This is a genomic window from Cytobacillus spongiae, from assembly GCF_021390075.1.
The window spans coordinates 3,210,615-3,230,126 of the sequence record NZ_CP089997.1 but is presented as its reverse complement, the minus strand read 5'-3'; the positions used below and the strand labels follow the sequence as shown (position 1 = coordinate 3,230,126).

Genomic DNA, 19,512 nt, shown 5'->3' with positions numbered 1-19,512 from the left:
CCTATGATATAATAGGAAGAAAATGAAACTAATGAGTGATTTGAGTGAAAGAGACTGTCAAGGAAAAGCGTTTGCGCTTATTGATACTAGTCATAATTGTTAGCTGCACTGCTGCAGCTTTCCTCTATCGTAGTCAACAAAGTCCACAGGAATCGACGACTAGGGAAGATGATAACCATTTAGCTTTGGTATTGCATCAAAGTACGAATATAAATGATTATCCACAGGTTGTGCTATATCAAAACGAAGAGCAAAAGCATGTTGTGGCTATCTATGATATTGAACTGCGGAATCAATATCGATTTCATGTAAAGGAGTCAGCTGTTCTTAACTTCCAACCAGAAGAACTAGCAACTGATACTAGCGGTGAAGGTTTTTGGGCAAAAACTAATACTAATTGGTATTACTTTAATGAACGGCTAGAGGTTGTAGATCGAAGCAGTCAATATCGAAAGGCATCAAAAAGCCAAATAAGCGAAAAGTTCCAGGATGGAAGCATCATTGCGGAACATAATGGACAACGAATAGATATCCCGTCAGATAAACAACCTTTGAATATTCATTCATTAGCAACAGATGGTTCGATTTGGTTATTGGTTTTTGAAAACGAAGTTAAAATCGCAACAGTTGATACCGAATATTCACAAAATAACTGAAAAAAAATGTCAAAATAAGATAGAATTAGTTTATAATGGGTAAGGTATAAAAATGTAATTAAATTAGCATGGATTAACAAAGCAATTGTAAACATGTTTCGATATGACTAATAGGTGATGATAGGATGGAACTACTTGAACGTCAAATGATCTTAACGTTAAAAAGCCGATTTTTTGACATCATTGATACAGATAAATCCTCATTACAATATGAGACACTATTAAATGAGATGCTTAAGACGATTCAAGTGTTAATGTATGCTCAGGAGGTCACTCTTTATTGTTGTAATGAATGGAAGCAACAGCTATTTATGGATGCTTCAACAAATAAGCAAACCATGGATTCTTTCGTTATGCCTGTCACCCCGTGTGCAGAGCTTGCAGACGCTACGATGAAGCAAAGTGTGTTACGAAAGCCCATAGCTTTTCCAGACTTTAAACAATACGATTTAGTGTTGCCCTTAAAAAAAGAAAATAAATTAATTGGCTGTTTAGCCTTAAAGGAAACGAAGGAAGGTACGTTCAGCCAGTTTCCTAATCATGTTTTAAAAGAATTTAGTGAAGAGTGCAGTGTATTTGTCTATAAGGCTCAAAATATTTCAAAGATCATAATGGAAGAAAAGCGGTATCGTCAGCTGTTTCGAGTGACAGAAAAATTTCATTCCTCCATGGATATGGATGCCGTTTTAGGAGAGATTATTTACACTCTTCAAGAAGTATACCCATCCTTCACTTATTATCTATTGTTGTCCCACGATAACAATAATCATGGAGATCTTCCTATAAAGGATCTTGAATATGATAGTGAGAACATTTCAGCTATGCAAGCATATGTAACTGGCTCGATTCAGTTTGAAGACTCATTACAAGAAAAACGATCAATTTTATATGCCCCATTAAAAGGGAAGCAAGGCGTTTATGGGGTTCTTCAAGTCATTGCTCCAAATACGCTCGTATTTCCAAAAAATGAAGTTGAATTTATCACGCTGCTTGCGAATACGGCAGGAAGTGCCCTTGAAAACGCTCAGTTATATCAGCAGTCGAAACGGTTAATATCTGATTTGCAGCTGATTAATGAAACTTCCCATCGATTAAATTCAAATTTACGATTAACCGAAACAATGACTTATATGGCAGAGCAAATTTGCTCATCTTTTGGTGCAGAAGAAGTAGGATTCATCTTGATTTCTCAAGAGCATAGAAAGGTAAGTGTAATAAAAGGAAGCACTAGTTTCTTTCATACGGAGGACTCTACGGTCTATGTGTCCTATATTCGAGATAAAATTGTGAAAGAAAAGGATGCTCTTTTTATAGGGGACCTAAGCTTGAAGGATCAACAACCTGAAGTTATCTTTAAGTCGATTATGGCAGTACCGATGGTTCAAACAGGTACATTAAAGGGATTTGCATTAGTCATGCACAAACAACCCTATCATTTTTCCTTTGAAGCCTTTAAATTACTACAATCCTTAATTCATCACTCTACTCTAGCATTTACAAATTCTATGCTACGTGAAGAACTAGAAACAATGGTTGTTACGGATCATTTAACTAAACTCTATTCGCGAAATTTCTTAGATGAGAGAGTTCATCGCTCAATGGAAGCGGATTCTCAAGGGACATTTATCCTGCTTGATATCGATAATTTTAAATCAGTCAACGATACATATGGACATCAAGTAGGTGACGATGTTCTAATCCAAGTAGCAGAGTTAATTAAAGGGAGTATTCGCGGAACTGATATTGGAGCTAGGTGGGGGGGAGAAGAACTAGCAGTGTATCTCCCAAAGGTGCCGTTGGATGTTGGTGTAACAATTGCTAAAAGAATTGTTAAGAAAGTAGCAGAACATACTAACCCAAGAGTAACGATATCCTGTGGAGTTTCTTACTGGGAAAAAACAGATAATGATACGTTCTTAGGATTATTTAAACGAGCGGACCAAGCGTTATATGTAGCAAAAGAAACAGGGAAAAATAAAGTAATTATCCAAAAGGATTTAGAACCACCCATTTCTTGACTTATAAAACTTGCATAATTAGCTTACGGTTGTAAGCTATGGGAAAAGAAGAGACTATACACTATTATGTGTAGTCTCTTCTTTTTTTGCATTAGAAAGAAAACCTCCACTTTCTAGAAGGAGTATTAAATAGATCAATTGTTGATAAGCCCTTCGACATCCAGCAACAGTGTCAAACCCAATCCCTCAAAGTCAAAAGAAAATATAATATGGAAGTCAAAGAATGTCTTCTATTCTAAACTGTCGTATGCTTGCTTTAGCCTAACCAAGGTGCGAAACGCTTTTGTTCATCTGTTTGATTACACATTATTTCTGCTAGTTTATGAGGAATCTTGCAATAAAGTAAAACAAATAGGTTTCAATCTATTCAGAATTATCATATTCTATAGATGTAAGCGTTTGCAATTTTGCTCTGTTATTTCAGTTTCAGAGCCGTTATCTCAAAGGGGGAGAAAAAATGAAAGAGAATAAACAGTTTAGATTTGAAACGGAAGTCATTCATAAAGGCTATTCTTCGAGCGACTACCAAGGTAGCTTAACTCCGCCAATCTTTCAAACATCAACTTTTACTTTTGCCAATGCAGAACAAGGGGAAAAACGATTTGCAGGGGAAGAGAATGGGTATATTTATTCTCGATTAGGGAATCCAACCGTACGTATGCTAGAAGAACGTATGGCTAGCCTTGAAAAAGGAGAAGCAGCATTAGCGTTTGGCTCGGGAATGGCAGCAGTCTCAGCTATTCTTTTCGCTTTGACTAAAACAGGCGACCATATTGTTTGTTCACAGGGTGTATATGGATGTACATTTGGATTGCTTCAAATGATGGAAGAAAAATATCATATCTCACATGATTTCTCCGCGATGGCATCGAAAGAAGATCTTATTGAAGCAATTCGTCCAGAAACAACGTGTATATATGTTGAAACACCTATAAACCCTACGATGAAACTCGTAGATCTAGAAATGGTCGTTGAAGTTGCTAAAGAAAAAGGGATTACTGTTGTAGTGGACAACACATTCTGTTCTCCTTATTTGCAAAATCCTCTAGCTATTGGATGTGATGTTGTCATTCATAGTGCAACCAAATATATTTGTGGACATGGAGATGTGATTGCAGGAATGGCAGTAGGAAAGAAGGATTTTATGGAAGAAGTAGCCATGACCACACAAAAAGATATAGGAGGCGTTATGTCTCCATTTGATGCATGGCTATTATTAAGAGGCTTAAAAACACTCTCGGTACGTATGGATCGACATTGTGATAACGCCCAAAAACTAGTTTCATTTCTTGCAAACCATCCAATGGTTGATGAAGTATACTACCCTGGAGATGAAAAAAATCGTGATTATGAAATCTGTAAGAAACAGATGAAACAGCCAGGCGGGCTAATATCCTTTAGCATTAAAGGGACAAAAGAAACGGCGCAACAATTTATGAACGAACTACAGTTAGTAAAAATTGCGGTTAGCTTAGGAGACGCTGAAACGCTAATTCAACATCCAGCCACAATGACCCATGCAGTCGTTCCACAGGAATCACGTGAAAAGATGGGAATCAGTGATACGTTACTTAGATTATCGGTCGGTCTTGAGGCATGGCAGGACATTCAAGATGATCTAAAATACGCTTTAGATAAGCTATAAAAGAAAGGCGTCTCTACTATGAGGCGCCTAGGTCTTTCTATAAGAACGGAACAAGTGCTTTCACAAAATCCTCTAGCTTTTGTTGATCTAGTTCATCAAACCGATTCTTTTCAGGTGAGTCAATGTCTAACACTCCAAGAAGGACGCCATCTTTTATCAGTGGAATGACAATCTCCGATTGGGAGGCTGCATCACAAGCAATGTGCCCAGGGAATTGATGAACATCCTCAACACGAATGGTTTTCTGTTCTTTTGCAGAAGTTCCACAAACACCTCTACCTAATGGAATTCTTACACAAGCTGGCAATCCTTGAAATGGACCAAGAACGAGCTCGCTATCTTCCATCAAGTAAAAACCTACCCAATTGACGCGATCTAGGAACTGGTTTAATAATGCAGAAGCATTGCTTAGATTTGCAATTTGATTGGATTCCCCTTCTAATAAGGCCTTGATCTGTTTAATGACTAATTCATAATTTTTTTCTCGAGATTGGTTGTATGATTCGACTTGAAACAAGATAATTCCCCCTAATAATGTATAATTTTCATAAATCCTAGCAAATAGAGCAGAAAAAGTAGAGACTTTGTCGATATTTTTATAAAGGAAAATCGTCCCCAAGCAAAGAAGCTTAATTCATACGCTTGCTTTCCATGAAAGAAGAAGCAAATAAGGAGGCGATGTCCATGAGAAAAAACGCAAAGGAAGCTATTGTTGAAGCGGCGATTTCCCTGTTTAATACAAAGGGATTCAATGGTACCTCAATCCGAGATATTGCTTCAAAGGCAAATGTTAATATTGCTAATATAGCTTATTATTTTCAGAATAAGAACGGCCTGCTTGAATATTGCTTAACCACCTTTTACGAGAGCTATATAAAAGCTATTGAGGATGGAATATCCTTTTTAGACAAAGGAGCAACCTTCACGCTGCATCGGATTGTTGAGAATATTTTAGTCTATCAATGTGATCATCTTCAACTCACAAGATTTATCCTTCGCGAAATGTCTTTAGATTCTCAAATCGTTCGCGAAATTATGTCTACTTACTTTGTAAAAGAACGTTATTATTTACGAAAGGTATTTGAGCATGGAATGCAGACGGGTGAATTTAAGAAATTATCAATTAATTATGTGATTTTGCAACTAAAGAGTCTTCTATCCATGCCATTTCTTAATGCCCAATATATGACCGAGGTTCTTTATATTTTCCCAAGTGAACGTTATTTTGTTGACAAGTATTTACAAGAGCTACAGGATTGGTTTGAGCAAATCAATCAAGTTCAAAATCAATCTATTTTAATATAAGCTAAGACCTTTATCATTGATTAAATAACAATTGTTTGCCTTGGTTTAATTCTTTTGCTTGGTGTGCATCTGAACCATAAATAATAGGAATCCCTAATTGGATGGCTTTTTCGATAATATCATTAGGAGGATATGGCTCTTTGCATAGCGGTTTTGCAATGCCTGCTCCATTATAATCAAGCTCATAACCGTACATTTTGACAGCTCCAAGAATAGCCATCATCTCGTTGTTGAAACGATCCTCTATAGGGAATTTTTTTTGGAATTTTCTAACTAACGTCATGTGACCAATTCTTTTTGGTTTGAACGTTCCTAAATCGGATTGTATAGACAATAAGACGGTTTCGAAGTATCTCTGATAAACCTGATGAATGGAACCATACCTCTTTACCATGGCTTCAAATTGATCTGGGCTATAATCTAAGCAATCATATTTTTCATCGTACTTTAAAAAATGGACGGAAAGAATGGAATCATCTAATCGAGAACCTACTAAATCAAGGATTTTCTTCGTTTCTTCTTCAAACCCTTCAATATAATCTACTTCGAGGCCTGCATTTATCTTAATCGTATTCCCATATTCAGTTTTCAGTTCATTAATATCAGCAAAATAAGCTTCAAGTTGAGATGAATCCATGCAGCTATCTTTACTTGGAGTTGTGTCGATAAACCCGTTTGGAAGGGGGGCATGTTCAGTAAAAGATATTTCCTTATAACCAAGCTCAATGGCTCTTTCGACATATTGGTAAAAAGAGTCTTTTGTTCCGTGTGGACAATAGGGAGTATGAATATGTCCATCTCTAATCAATGAAAACACCTCCAAATTAAAGCGTTATAGATATTTTAGGTACAAAGACATACAAAACGTTATTTTTCAATTATTTCTATAAAAATATTGAATTTAATAGTCAAAAAATGTCGTTTACATGGTATCATAAATACATTGAAAAGAACATTTTAAACGTTTTTTGTATAGGCAGAGTTAATACATAGAAGTTGATTAGGAACGATGCCAGTGAAAGGGAAATTTCTACTGATATTGAATAACTAATCGAGAAACTTATGAGAAATTTAACAGAGCCTTTTCATAATAAAATAAATTCAGCTCGGTTTTTGAACAGGGGGCTTACGATGGAATACATAATTGCAGGAATTGCTTTACTCATAGTCTTGTTTCTAACAGGATATGTACTAAAGAAGAAACACTATAAAGAAATAGATCGATTAGAAGCTTGGAAGATCGATATTACCAATCGTCCAGTACTCGATGAAATGTCAAAGGTCAAGCAGCTAAATATGACTGGACAAACAGAGGAACTATTTGAGCGCTGGCGAAATGAATGGGACGAAATTGTAACCGTGCAATTACCAGACCTTGAAGAGCTCCTATTTGATGCTGAAGAGTGTATTGATAAATATCGTTTTTCTAAAGCAAAGCAAGTTCAGCTTGCTTTAGAAAAACAGTTAACCGAAACGGAAGAGAAAATAAAAAATATCATACTAGAACTGAATGAGTTAGTCGGAAGTGAAGAAAAAAACCGCACTGAAATTGAAGAGCTGAAAGAAGCTTATCGAGAGTTGAAAAAGACCTTGCTTGCCCATCGTCATTCCTTTGGAAAAGCAGAAGCAAGGATTGAGGCGGAGTTAGAGCAAGTTGCGACTAAATTTCAAGCTTTCGAGGATCATACAGCGAATGGAAATTATTTAGAGGCGAGAGAAATTGTTTTCTCTATTCAGGAGCTTCTTGGGAAAATTGAAGACAAAATGGATACCATTCCAGAATTTTTAGTGGAATGCCAATCGAAAATTCCAAATCAAATTAATGAGCTGAAAGATGGCTATCGGGAAATGCTAGACCAAGGCTATCTATTAGACCACATACAACTAGAAAAAGAGATCGAACAATTAGAGAAAGAGCTTTCCACATATCTGGACTATGTGGAAAAGGCGATACTCGATGATGTTAGCAAAGGGTTAGAAGACATCAAAGAAAGTGTCGAATTACTCTATGACCTACTTGAGAAAGAAGTTCATGCTAAACACTATGTTAACAAGCATGAGGAGCAAGCGATATCCAATCTTCACTTAACGAAAGTGGAAAATGAAAAGCTAAAACATGAGATCTATGACGTTCAACAAGGGTATCATTTGCCTGACAGTGAACTAGAAGGTCAAAAGCAACTAGATAAAAAGATTACACAGCTTTCGAAAAGGTTTGAACTGTTGCAGCACAAGGTTGTGAATGAAGGCTCTGCTCATACGCTTCTAAGTGAAGAGTTACAAGAAATTGAAGGAGAGATTCAAACGATTCAAAATGAGCAAATGAATCTTTCTGAGAAACTGCAAGCGTTAAGAAAGGATGAGCTTACGGCTCGAGAATCCATTCAAGATCTTTCAAAGCAGATTACTGAAACGATCCGACTTGTGTCAAAAAGTAATATACCTGGACTTCCAAAAGATTATAAGTATTTGATGGATGATGCAAGGGAAAGTATTCAAAACGTAAAAGCACGTCTTGATGAAAAGCCAATCGACATCCCATCGGTTCAAAAATATTTAGAAATCGCAGAGATGACGGTAGAAAAAGTAGTCACCCTAACAACGGAAATGATTGAAAATGTAGTTCTAGCTGAAAAATTGATTCAATACGGAAATCGTTACCGTAGCAAATATACGAGTATTGATGAAGGCTTAAGAGAAGCAGAGCAAGCATTTAGAAGTTATGATTATCATACAGCTCTAGAACAAGCAGCAAGTGCGATTGAACAAGTAGAGCCTGGAGCGCTAAAGAAAATAGAGTCGATGCTTTGATATATTTGATTGGAATAGCCGTTTTTCAATTACAGATAGTCGACAAATGGGTTCGGAGTAATCTTATTCCGAACCCATTTTTTTTCTTTAGAAAGGAACAATTAATTATTTGTGGCTAAGCGCTTCGAGATCATAAGCCAATTAAGAATGAAGGAAAAGAACTGCTTCTATTCTAAATTGGCGTATGCTTGCCCAAAACTGACCAAGTCACACTAAGTTTTTGTTCACATAAAGTGTGGGGTGCTACTATTGATTGGGGTAGAAATCGAGTACCTTTTAGGAAATGACCCGACCTTCGTGTTGTTATTACGAACATTCTCATAAAAAAGACAGTAGACAAACTGATACGTTCAAGTTTGTCTACTGTCTTTCGATTTCGTTTCTTTCAAATGGATTTTGTTCTAATTAATCTCAACTGGCTTTTTTGCAAAACCAAATGCAGATGCGATCACATATCCAATGAGCGCTCCAAGTAAAGCAGGTACAATCCAGCCAATCCCCTTATCGAATAATGGTAAGAAATTTAGCGCATTTGTGACCGCCTCTACATTAACCCCTGCTACTTTTAATCCATCAATGAAGCTAATAATTCCAGTTGGAATTAATGCTCCAATATAAACAACTGAATATCCTCCGAATTGATTATGGAAGAATGATACTAGAATCAACACAATTGCTAATGGATAGATCATAATTAAGATTGGTAGAGAAACCGTAATTAATTGAGTTAACCCTACATTTGCAATTACCATACTGAAAATAGATAAAATTACTACAATCTTTTTATATGACAATGCTGGAATTAATTTAGAGAAATACTGTGCACAAGATGAAACAAGTCCAACAGATGTAGTTAAACATGCAAAAGTAATAGCAAGCCCTAAAATAACAGCACCAGAAGATCCGTATAGGAAATTAGCAGCAGCCGATAAAAGAGCTCCTCCATTTGCATGCTCACCAATCGAATCAAACCCAGTCGCTCCAATGAATGCAAGCGAGAGGTACACAAGAGCTAATCCTGCTGCAGCGATAACCCCAGCGTATATACACGCTTTTGTAATTACTGATTTGCTCGTAATTCCACGATCCTGAATGGCACTAATTACAACAATTCCGAAAACAAGTGCTGCAATGGTGTCCATTGTTAAATAACCTTCAATGAATCCTTTAAAGAATGCCCCATCTATATACTCACCTTTAGGAGCTTGAGTTTCTCCCATAGGAGTAATAAAGCTTTTTACTACTAATACAGTTAAAATAATTAATAAAGCAGGTGTGAATATTTTGCCAATTCGGTCTACAAGTTTCGATGGATTCATGGAAAGCCAGATGGTTATTCCAAAGAATACAATCGTATATAGGAATAACGGAAGACCATACTTGGAAACGTTTTCAGGAAGGAACGGAGTAACCCCTATTTCATAAGCAACCGTCCCTGTTCTTGGAATTCCGAAAAATGGTCCAATAGCAAGATACATAATAATCGTAAAAATAACTCCATATACAGGATGAACTCGACTTGCTAGTGTCTGTAAGTCACCGTTTCTTGCAATCGCAATTACCCCTAATAACGGAAGCCCTACGCCTGTAATTAAGAATCCAATTACAGCAATCCATACATTATGTCCAGCCTCTTGACCTAAGAATGGTGGGAAGATCATGTTCCCAGCACCTAAAAATAGAGCAAAGAGCATTAGTCCGATGGCTAATATTTCTTTTCCTTGTAGATTTTTCTTTACCATATTTATCCCCCTGGTGTAAATCAAAATGTTTAGAACATTTAACATATTACCACAGATGTTAAAAAAATTGTCGAATTTTTTAAAAGTCGAAATTTTCAATATTCTAATATAGTTATAATGTAAAAATCCACTGTGATAATGGTGTTATTTAAGGTTATTATAAGAGGATTTGTATAAGTTAAACATATTAAAATCAAGTAATTTATGATAATATTTATAGCTAGCAAAATGGGTAAATACGGAGGGATAAGAAATGATTTATTTTGATAATAGTGCAACAACCAAACCATATACGGAAGTATTAGATTCATTTTTAAAAGTCGCATCTGATTACTTTGGAAACCCATCATCACTGCATGAAATTGGTGGTCAAGCAGAGAGATTGTTAACTCAAGCACGCATGCAAATGGCACAATTACTCCAAGTAAGATCGAATGAAATATATTTTACTTCAGGTGGAACAGAAAGCAATAATTTAGCGATTAAAGGGGCAGCACTTCAACATAAAGGTAGAGGTAGACATATTCTTACATCCTCCGTTGAGCACGCGTCTGTCAGACAATCAATGGAACAATTGGCTGAGCTTGGTTTTCGAATAACGTATGTTCCGGTCGATTCAAATGGGCGAATTGATCCTAAGAATTTAGAAGCTTTAATAGAGGAAGATACCATTTTAGTATCCTTGATACATGTAAATAATGAGGTTGGTACGATTCAACCGATACAAGAAATTGGAGAAATCCTGCAAAAATATCCAAAGATTCTTTTCCATGTTGACCATGTCCAAGGAATCGGAAAGGTTCCATTAAACTTCAAAGAAGCTCATGTTGATCTTTGCTCCATTTCCGCACATAAATTTCATGGATTAAAAGGAACTGGTGCCTTATATATAAGAGAAGGCACTGCTTTATCTCCAATAATGACCGGAGGAAACCAAGAGCTAAAGCTTAGAAGTGGTACAGAAAATGTAGCTGGTATGGTTTCGATGGCTAAAGCTTTAAGGTTGACACTGGAAAAAAGAGAATTAGAATTAACAAAGTTGGAACAAATTAAACAATATATTAGGGATGAATTAGAAAGAATAGATGAAATTGTAATTCACACACCAAAGAGTCAGGCTGCACCACATATACTAAATTTTTCGGTTAAAGGGTTTAAATCAGAAGTATTCGTTCATGCTCTTGAAGAAAACAAAGTATATGTGTCGACGACTAGTGCTTGTTCTTCGAAAAAGAGTGCAACAAGCCAGTCACTTCTCTCAATGGGAGTCCCGCATGAACTAGCTCAAAGTGCGATTCGAATGAGTTTTTCTTTTGAAAATACGATGATAGAAGCTGAGACAGCTCTAAATGTAATGAAAGAAAAAATAACCGAGTTAAGAAAGGTAATGAAATGATGAAGTATGATCGTATATTAATCCGCTACGGAGAAATCTCTACAAAAGGAAGAAATCGAAAACTGTTTGTCGATAAGCTTAGACGAAGCATCATAAAAGCAATCGCGGATTTTCCACAAGCAAAAGTTGATGGCCAACGTGATCGGATGTACGTGCTACTAAATGGAGAAAACGGACATGCAATTGTGGAAAGGTTAAAGGGGATATTTGGTATTCAATCCTTTAGCCCTGCCGTTAAAGTAGCTAAAGAAATTGACAGCGTAAAGGAAGCGGCGCTAAGTCTTTTTCAAAAGGTATATCATGAAGGAAATACATTTAAAATTACTGCAAAAAGAGCAGATAAAGACTACCATCTTGATACAGGAGAGATCAATTATACACTTGGTTCCCATTTGCTTCAAAATGTACCGAACTTGAAGGTAGATGTGAAAAAACCGGACATAAATCTATCTGTTGAAGTGAGAAAAGAAGCAGTCTATTTATCTTGTGAGACAATTCCTGGAGCAGGGGGATTACCAGTAGGTTCAAGTGGAAAGGCGATGCTGATGTTATCTGGAGGAATTGATAGCCCTGTAGCAGGATATTTAGCTATGAAACGTGGAGTTGCGGTTGAAGCCGTACATTTTTACAGTCCTCCATTCACTAGTGAACGCTCAAAACAAAAGGTAATTGACTTAGCGGAAAAGCTTGCTGGTATGGTAGGTTCAATTGTCCTCCACATTGTCCCTTTTACAGAGGTTCAACAGCTGGTTCATAAACAGGTTCCAGAAAATTATACAATGACAACTACTAGACGTATGATGCTACGGATAACAGACGCAATTAGAGAAAAAAATGAAGGTCTGGCAATTGTTACAGGGGAAAGTCTGGGTCAGGTAGCTAGTCAAACCCTTGAGAGTATGTACGCCATCAATGATGTAACGAACACACCAATTCTCCGACCACTGATTACAATGGATAAGTCTGATATCATTGAAATTGCACAAGAAATTGATACGCATGATATTTCCATACGTCCTTTTGAGGATTGCTGTACGGTATTTGTCCCAGCTTCTCCAAAAACAAAACCGAAACGGGACAAAGTTCGACATTTTGAAAGCTATGTTGATTTCGAACCTTACATTCAAAAGGCAGTTGAAGGGGTAGAAACATTAATTATTGATGCTTATCAATCAAAGAAAGCAAATGAATTAACAGATTTATTTTAAGTGATGCTGTCGATTGACTGCTACGTGTAAGTGCATGCTCAATAAATAAAAAGGCTGTGAACAATTACCATTTTGATTTTTGCATGAACCTTGTGAGGTCTACACATTATATACTCACAAGGAGGTGATATCACATGGCAAACAACAACAGCTCAAATCAAATTTTAGTTGCAGGTGCTCAACAAGCTATCGACCAAATGAAATATGAAATCGCTAACGAGTTTGGCGTAAATCTTGGTGGAGAAACTACTTCTCGTGCTAACGGTTCAGTTGGTGGTGAGATCACTAAGCGTTTAGTTTCATTAGCTCAACAACAAATGGGCGGAATGCAACAGTACTAAAAAAACTATATAAAAATGGCTATAAGGGTGGGAATTTTCCCACCCTTTTTCTTTTGAATGAATAATAATTTCGTACAATATTTAACCAGCCAGAATGAAGAGACCGGGATGTAACAAGGAAAAAGGAACGAATATGGAAATAAAATAAAAAACAATAAAAATAAACAATTTAAAATTTTTGGATAATTTAGTATAATAATTATATGAACAACTAGAAGCCACAACCGAAAGCATCTATCATATTCGAGGGGGAATCTAGATGAAACGAGAAGATCTTATTGCACCAAAAAGCTATAACTTAGTATCTGAAATGGAAAAGTTCGCAAAAGATACAAGCAAAGTAGCGATTAAATGGGAAAATGAAGCGGGGGAAACGAAAGAGATTACATATTCTTCATTATTGAGAAATGCGAACCGTATTGGAAACGTATTCATGAATAAGGGTCTTCAAAAGGGAGATGTAGTCCTAATTATTATCCCTCGTCTTATTGAAGCATATCAAGTATATTTAGCTGCACTTAAAGCGGGACTAGTTGTCATTCCAAGTTCAGAGATGCTTCGAACGAAAGATCTTCAATATCGGATTACTCATGGAGATGTAAAAGGTGTTATTAGCTATGCTCCTTATGTCAATCAATTTGAACAAGTAAGTGAGATAGATGCCCTTCCAAAGTTTGTTATAGGAGAAGCAGCTGACGGCTGGCTTCATCTAGATGAAGAAATGAAAACCGTCTCGGATATAATGGAAGTTGCGGATACTGACAGTGAGGCTATGGCTTTTCTTTCGTATACATCAGGAACGACTGGTAATCCAAAAGGAGTTGTACACACTCATGGATGGGCTTACGCTCATCTACGAACTGCTGCTCCGAATTGGCTATGTATTGAAGAAGGGGATACGGTCTGGGCAACAGCAGGTCCTGGTTGGCAAAAATGGATTTGGAGTCCTTTCCTATCTGTTCTTGGATCAGGTGCAACAGGTTTTGTATATCAAGGGAAATTTGAACCAGAAAAATATCTACAGCTCCTGCAAAAATACAATGTGAACGTCCTGTGCTGCACTCCTACAGAATACCGCTTGATGGCAAAGGTAGATCATATTCATGAATATCACCTGCCGAATCTGCATAGTGCTGTATCTGCTGGAGAGCCATTAAATAGGGAAGTGATTGATGTATTTAAGAAACATTTCCAGGTGGATGTTAGAGATGGATATGGTCAAACAGAAAATACGTTACTCGTTGGGGTTACAAAAGGAATGGAGCTAAAAGCAGGCTCGATGGGGAAACCTACTCCAGGCAATCGTGTTGAAATAATAGATGAAGATGGAAAGCCTTGTAAAGTCGGCGAAGTCGGCGATATTGCTGTTCACGTAGAAACCCCAGCCTTATTTAAAAACTATTATAAAGATCCAGAGAGAACGGCTATGCAGTTCCGTGGTGACTATTATATTACTGGTGATAAAGCGAAGAAGGACGAAGAAGGTTATTTTTGGTTTGAGGGACGTGGAGATGACATTATCATAAGCTCTGGTTATACGATTGGGCCATTCGAAGTTGAAGATGCGCTTGTAAAACATTCTGCCGTTAAAGAATGTGCAGTTGTTGGTAGTCCTGATGAAATAAGAGGCTTCGTTGTAAAAGCCTTCATCGTTTTACGAGACGATGTTAACGTTGACCAAGATCTTATAAAGAACATTCAAGAGCATGTGAAAGAGCTAACGGCTCCATATAAATATCCTAGAAAAATTGAATTTGTAGAGGAATTACCGAAAACAACGTCTGGTAAAATTAGACGCATAGAGTTAAGAAAAATGGAAATGGCAAAGCAAAAATAAGGACTATAAACAAATGCAGGCACCTGAGCCTGCATTTGTTCTGTTACTAGCTATTTCTTGTAAGGCTTTAACAGGTAAAGAGGCTTTGCATTTGTTATACTGAGTGAAATCAATCGTTTAAAAGGAGTAAGTGGAATGGGAACATTATGGTTTGGAGGAACTATTTACACCTTACAGTATGAAGGTCACCATGTAGAAGCGGTGCTATCAGAAGAGCAAAAAATTATCGACGTTGGGACGGTCGAAGAGCTAGAGAGAAAATATCCTACGATCATTACCGAAAAGAGAGACCTAAAAGGTAATACAATGATTCCTGGCTTTGTAGATAGTCACTTGCACCTAATTGGCCACGGCGAAAAATTAATTCGGCTTGATTTGTCGCAAATGACTTCAAAACATGAGGCACTAGATGCAGTAGAGAAGTATGCTTCTACTTTTCCGAAAGGAGAGTGGATTATAGGTGAGGGGTGGAATGAAAATCTTTGGGACGAACCAGTACCTATCACTAGAAAGGAGCTAGATCAAGTAGTAAAGGACCATCCCGTATTATTGAAGCGAGTGTGTCGTCATGCCATAGTTGCTAATACATATGCTTTAGAGCTAGCGGGTATTACAAATGAGGTAGTGAGTCCTCCAGGTGGTGTAATTGAAACGTACGAAGATGGAAGCTTAAGTGGGCTGTTAAAGGACCAAGCACAAGAGCTATTGTTGTCCGTAGTTCCTGGAGTGTCTGCTGAGTATTTAAAAACCGCTTTGCGAGCTGCTATTCAAAATGCTTATGAGCTAGGCTTAACGGGTGCTCATTCTGAAGACTTAAATTACTATGGAGGCTTTGAACAGACTTACAACACCTTTAAGGAGGTAATTGAGGGGGAAGGCTACAAATTTCGAGCACACTTGCTTGTTCATCATGGGGTATCGAAGGATTTTACGAAATCAGGAGGAGCCTATCAATCAGGTTCAGAATGGATTGAGTTTGGTGCAATCAAGATTTTTGCAGATGGAGCATTAGGAGGAAGAACAGCCCTTTTAAGTCATCCTTATAACGATGATCCTTCAACAAATGGAGTAGCCATTTTTACACAAAAGCAGTTAGACGATCTTATTCAAAATGCAAGAACTATAGGGATGCCCGTTGCGATTCATACAATCGGGGACTTAGCCTTTGAAATGGCCCTAACCTCAATTGAAGATCATCCGTTAAATGGTCCAGGTAGAGACCGCCTTATTCATGCTCAAATATTAAGAAAAGAACTGATTGATCGTGCTAAAAAACTTCCGCTTATTCTAGATATTCAGCCACGGTTTTTAGCTGCCGATTTTCCTTGGGTCATTGATCGAGTGGGAGAAGAGAATATGACCTATTGTTATGCTTGGAGGACGCTGTTAAATGAGGGGATTCCGTGTGCTGGGGGATCTGACGCACCTATTGAACCTCTAGACCCTCTATTAGGTATACATGCTGCTGTAACGAGATCAAACTTGGATGATCCTGATCAAATCATTTATAAACCTGAAGAAGCATTATCTATATATGAAGCCACCTCCTTATTTACAAAGGGCAGTGCATATGCGATTTGCCACGAGCATGATAGAGGACTTATACAACCTGGTTTTTTGGCTGATTTTACGATATTAGATCAAGATATTTTCCAGATAAAAGAAGAGCTAATTCCGCAAATAAAGGTCAATCAAACTGTAATTGGTGGAACAACTGTATTTGAAAGGGAAATATTGAATCAATAAACTTCTAATCCTGTGAGGCTGGGGCATAACTAAATGACTCTTTCTCAAAGACGAACAATGACTTTATTCAAATAGTTAGGTTGTAAAAACAAGTTCGTTCCATCTGCACTGCAGACACTCGCTTTTCGCGGGGAGGAATCTGAGCCTCCTCGCTGCGCTTTGGTGTCTTAGCCTTTCCTCTATTTCCCTAAGTAGTCGGGTGTCTTCCGCTCCATTCCACTATATTAAAAAAATTGTTTTCCGAATAAACAAAAACCCAAACTAGTAAAAGGAGATCACTCCTGATCGTTCGGATATACCATTGACTGAAATACGTATGTCCCAGCTTATCTTTTTTATTGCTTCGGAAGGTATAAAATTTATCAATTATTGATATGCGCTTCTACCTCCAGCTCATAGCCCTTGGAAATGAGCTGGCACTAGTATGCCAAATCGTCTGACCTTTGTTCTGGCTCGATTAATAGCTGAATTTGTCACTTTAAAATAAATATATGGCGGCATGATTGATTCCCTATTATAATGAAATTATTTCGAAAACAGAAAGAATTGGGGAAAAGACATGAATGAAAAAAATGAGATTCGGCTAGGTGCGTTGTCTGCTGGGTTTGCCTATTTTATTTGGGGACTGTTACCGATCTATTGGAAATGGCTTGGACACGTTGAAGCGGATGAAATATTAGCAAATCGTGTGTTCTGGTCATTTATCTTTATGTTGATTGTTTTGTTTTCAACTAAGAAGATGGGGGTGTTTTTTCAAACACTGAAACAGCTCAAAGAGCGGAAGAAGCAGCTTGCAGCACTAACAATTGCTTCGCTATTAGTGACAAGTAATTGGTTTATCTATATTTTTGCTGTTAATAGCAATCAAATGGTAGAAGCAAGCTTAGGATATTATATTAACCCACTTGTAAGTGTTCTTTTAGGAATGCTCGTTTTAAAAGAAAAGCTGACAACTGCACAGTATATTTCTTTTGGATTTGCAACAGCTGGAGTCCTAATCTTGACGCTATCATACGGACAATTCCCATGGATTGCTCTGGCACTCGCGTTTTCTTTTGGTTTATATGGGTTAGCAAAAAAATTAATTAAAGTCGATTCTGCGATTGGCTTAACATTAGAAACAATGGTTGTTACTCCAGTTGCTCTAGGCTATATGATCGTGCTCTTCCTGCGAGGGGACCATGCCTTCTTAGCAAGCACAATAAATTCAGATCTATTATTGGTTGGAGCAGGTGCTGCCACTGCGATTCCCCTTCTTTATTTTGCCAAAGGGGCACAGATAATACCTTTATCCATGCTAGGGTTCCTGCAGTATATCGCACCAACATTAACTTTAATATTAGGTGTATTTGTCTACGGAGAAGAATTCTCCTCCGTTCATCTCCTATCCTTTATGTTTATTTGGCTAGCGCTTACGATATATTCGATTTCGCGAACGAAACTGTTTGCGAAATGGGAATTGCAGTGGAAAAGAAGAAAAGGATTTGAAATGTAGAAAAAAGCGATTCGCTTTCTTGCTAGCGAATCGCTTTTTGTTTTGGCTATTTCCTATAATAATGTTGTTTTATACTAGGTAAGTTTCCCTTCTTTATACGTAGGCTAGCAGCTAGGAGCGGAAGGTAAGACCCCGCAGGCGGAGACGAGGAGGCTCACCGCCCTGCCCGCGGCAAGCGAGTATCCTGGTACGGAAAGTTGCCCTAGTTCAAAAGCAACAATGTATATAAATAAAGCCTAGTTTTTTTAAAAAATCAATTGGAATCTATAAAAAAGTTCTCTTTACCTTATCCCAAAAGGCATTATCTTTTAGTTTAACCGTTTTGATTTTACCAGCACTAAGCTTGATGTTAACCTTACTTACATGCTGAATACTAAGTGCTTCATTGTCCATTCCCATTGTTGGATAATCATTTCCATCTGCTATGACATGTAACGTTAATTGACGTTCACCACTTAAAATAAACGATGTACCAAGTGTACGATAGGAATTGTTATTTAATGAAGCAAGCTCTGAAACCTGCATACATGGAAGCATTGGATCAACAACAGCTCCGCGAACCGATTTATTGTATGCAGTACTGCCGGTTGGCGTAGATACAATCATTCCGTCCCCTCTAAATGTTTCAAACAATGTATCATCAATCTGAACGTCCATCACAAATGTCTTAATAATATTGGAACGGATGCTAAACTCATTTAAACACTTAAAGGAGACTTGGTCATCAATTGTCACCTCAATCGTAGGATAGCGGCGAACCTCAATATTTTCAGTCAGCATTGCTTGAATCATTTTATTTACATCATCTAAGTGAAAATCACAATACATATTTAAATTACCTGTTATAGAGATACCGCAATATAAGGAATCGTCTCTAAAGCCTGTTTTACGTACAGCTTGAAGAAAAGTTCCATCATCTCCGATACTGACGATGATATTTGCTTTTTTATAATCTGTAACAATGGAAAAGTCGTTCGACTTTGCAAGTTCATATAGTGGTGCAACCTTTTCTAGCATTTCCTGATCTTTTTTATGAAAGAAGTACAAGTTTTTACGAGTAGCCATATACGATTCCTCCAAACGATTTTTTTAGCCCTTCAATAGATTTCCCTAAATACTTGATAATTTGCTAAAATGTTGTAGTGGGTTTAAGGTGTTTTCTTTAAGAAATAATTGAAGTTTAATAATGAGGAATGTACCTAGCATTTTAAACATTGCGAAAACACCCATTTGAATAGCCCATTTTTGGTCACGTTTAACGGTTTCTAAGTAGAGAGGTGTTATATAGTCCAAGGATTGATAGAGCGTCACG

The 19,512-nt window shown here is 37.3% G+C and carries 15 protein-coding genes; 11 read left to right on the top strand and 4 right to left on the bottom strand.

The window, feature by feature from the left end; all coding sequences use genetic code 11:
• Nucleotides 1-44 precede the first annotated feature (44 nt).
• The 3 genes from LS684_RS16285 to megL all read left to right on the top strand — a co-directional run bounded on the left by LS684_RS16285 (nucleotide 45) and on the right by megL (nucleotide 4,319).
• Nucleotides 45-656 carry a hypothetical protein gene (locus LS684_RS16285; RefSeq protein ID WP_233807482.1) on the top strand — a complete coding sequence of 204 codons (612 nt, stop codon included), beginning with the start codon at nucleotides 45-47 and terminating at the stop codon, nucleotides 654-656.
• 125 nt (nucleotides 657-781) lie between these two features.
• Nucleotides 782-2,674, top strand: coding sequence for a sensor domain-containing diguanylate cyclase (locus LS684_RS16280; protein WP_233807481.1), 1,893 nt, complete (start codon nucleotides 782-784; stop codon nucleotides 2,672-2,674).
• A gap of 457 nt (nucleotides 2,675-3,131) precedes the next feature.
• A complete protein-coding gene (gene megL / locus LS684_RS16275) occupies nucleotides 3,132-4,319 on the top strand; it encodes a methionine gamma-lyase (RefSeq protein ID WP_233807480.1) in 1,188 nt (395 codons plus the stop codon).
• A 37-nt stretch (nucleotides 4,320-4,356) separates the two neighbouring features.
• Here the strand turns inward: megL and LS684_RS16270 are convergent, their stop codons facing one another.
• Nucleotides 4,357-4,836, bottom strand: coding sequence for a GAF domain-containing protein (locus tag LS684_RS16270; RefSeq protein WP_233807478.1), 480 nt, complete (start codon nucleotides 4,834-4,836; stop codon nucleotides 4,357-4,359).
• Nucleotides 4,837-5,003: 167 nt separating this feature from the next.
• Between LS684_RS16270 and refZ the strand changes: the two genes are divergently transcribed.
• On the top strand, nucleotides 5,004-5,624 hold the full coding sequence (gene refZ / locus LS684_RS16265; protein WP_233807476.1) for a forespore capture DNA-binding protein RefZ: 621 nt from the start codon (nucleotides 5,004-5,006) through the stop codon (nucleotides 5,622-5,624).
• Nucleotides 5,625-5,637: 13 nt separating this feature from the next.
• Here refZ and hisJ read toward each other — a convergent pair whose 3' ends face one another.
• Nucleotides 5,638-6,432, bottom strand: a complete 795-nt coding sequence (hisJ, locus tag LS684_RS16260) for a histidinol-phosphatase HisJ (RefSeq protein ID WP_233807474.1) — start codon at nucleotides 6,430-6,432, stop codon at nucleotides 5,638-5,640.
• A 323-nt stretch (nucleotides 6,433-6,755) separates the two neighbouring features.
• On the opposite strand from hisJ, the gene ezrA reads away from it, so the two are divergent.
• Nucleotides 6,756-8,435, top strand: coding sequence for a septation ring formation regulator EzrA (gene ezrA / locus LS684_RS16255; protein ID WP_233807472.1), 1,680 nt, complete (start codon nucleotides 6,756-6,758; stop codon nucleotides 8,433-8,435).
• A 401-nt stretch (nucleotides 8,436-8,836) separates the two neighbouring features.
• Here ezrA and brnQ read toward each other — a convergent pair whose 3' ends face one another.
• The gene (gene brnQ, locus LS684_RS16250) at nucleotides 8,837-10,177 is read right to left on the bottom strand and encodes a branched-chain amino acid transport system II carrier protein (RefSeq protein WP_233807470.1); all 1,341 of its coding nucleotides are present in this window, start codon (nucleotides 10,175-10,177) and stop codon (nucleotides 8,837-8,839) included.
• Nucleotides 10,178-10,430: 253 nt separating this feature from the next.
• Here brnQ and LS684_RS16245 point away from each other — a divergent pair, with 253 nt between their 5' ends.
• The 6 genes from LS684_RS16245 to rarD all read left to right on the top strand — a co-directional run bounded on the left by LS684_RS16245 (nucleotide 10,431) and on the right by rarD (nucleotide 18,200).
• Nucleotides 10,431-11,573 (top strand): cysteine desulfurase family protein, encoded by a 1,143-nt coding sequence (locus LS684_RS16245; protein ID WP_233807468.1) that lies wholly within the window; start codon nucleotides 10,431-10,433, stop codon nucleotides 11,571-11,573.
• Nucleotides 11,573-12,781, top strand: coding sequence for a tRNA uracil 4-sulfurtransferase ThiI (gene thiI, locus LS684_RS16240; RefSeq protein ID WP_233811687.1), 1,209 nt, complete (start codon nucleotides 11,573-11,575; stop codon nucleotides 12,779-12,781). Before LS684_RS16245 ends, thiI begins: the two co-directional genes overlap by 1 nt.
• A 134-nt stretch (nucleotides 12,782-12,915) precedes the next feature.
• Nucleotides 12,916-13,122: an alpha/beta-type small acid-soluble spore protein gene (locus tag LS684_RS16235; RefSeq protein WP_233807466.1), complete on the top strand. Its 207-nt coding sequence runs from the start codon at nucleotides 12,916-12,918 to the stop codon at nucleotides 13,120-13,122.
• Between the two features lie 259 nt (nucleotides 13,123-13,381).
• Complete coding sequence (gene mbcS / locus LS684_RS16230; protein WP_233807464.1) at nucleotides 13,382-14,959, top strand: acyl-CoA synthetase MbcS; 1,578 nt, start codon at nucleotides 13,382-13,384, stop codon at nucleotides 14,957-14,959.
• Between the two features lie 135 nt (nucleotides 14,960-15,094).
• Nucleotides 15,095-16,705 (top strand): amidohydrolase, encoded by a 1,611-nt coding sequence (locus tag LS684_RS16225; protein WP_233807462.1) that lies wholly within the window; start codon nucleotides 15,095-15,097, stop codon nucleotides 16,703-16,705.
• Between the two features lie 559 nt (nucleotides 16,706-17,264).
• The gene (gene rarD / locus LS684_RS16220; protein WP_233807460.1) at nucleotides 17,265-18,200 is read left to right on the top strand and encodes an EamA family transporter RarD; all 936 of its coding nucleotides are present in this window, start codon (nucleotides 17,265-17,267) and stop codon (nucleotides 18,198-18,200) included.
• A gap of 264 nt (nucleotides 18,201-18,464) precedes the next feature.
• Here the strand turns inward: rarD and LS684_RS16215 are convergent, their stop codons facing one another.
• Complete coding sequence (locus tag LS684_RS16215) at nucleotides 18,465-19,265, bottom strand: NAD kinase (RefSeq protein WP_233807458.1); 801 nt, start codon at nucleotides 19,263-19,265, stop codon at nucleotides 18,465-18,467.
• Nucleotides 19,266-19,512 lie beyond the last annotated feature (247 nt).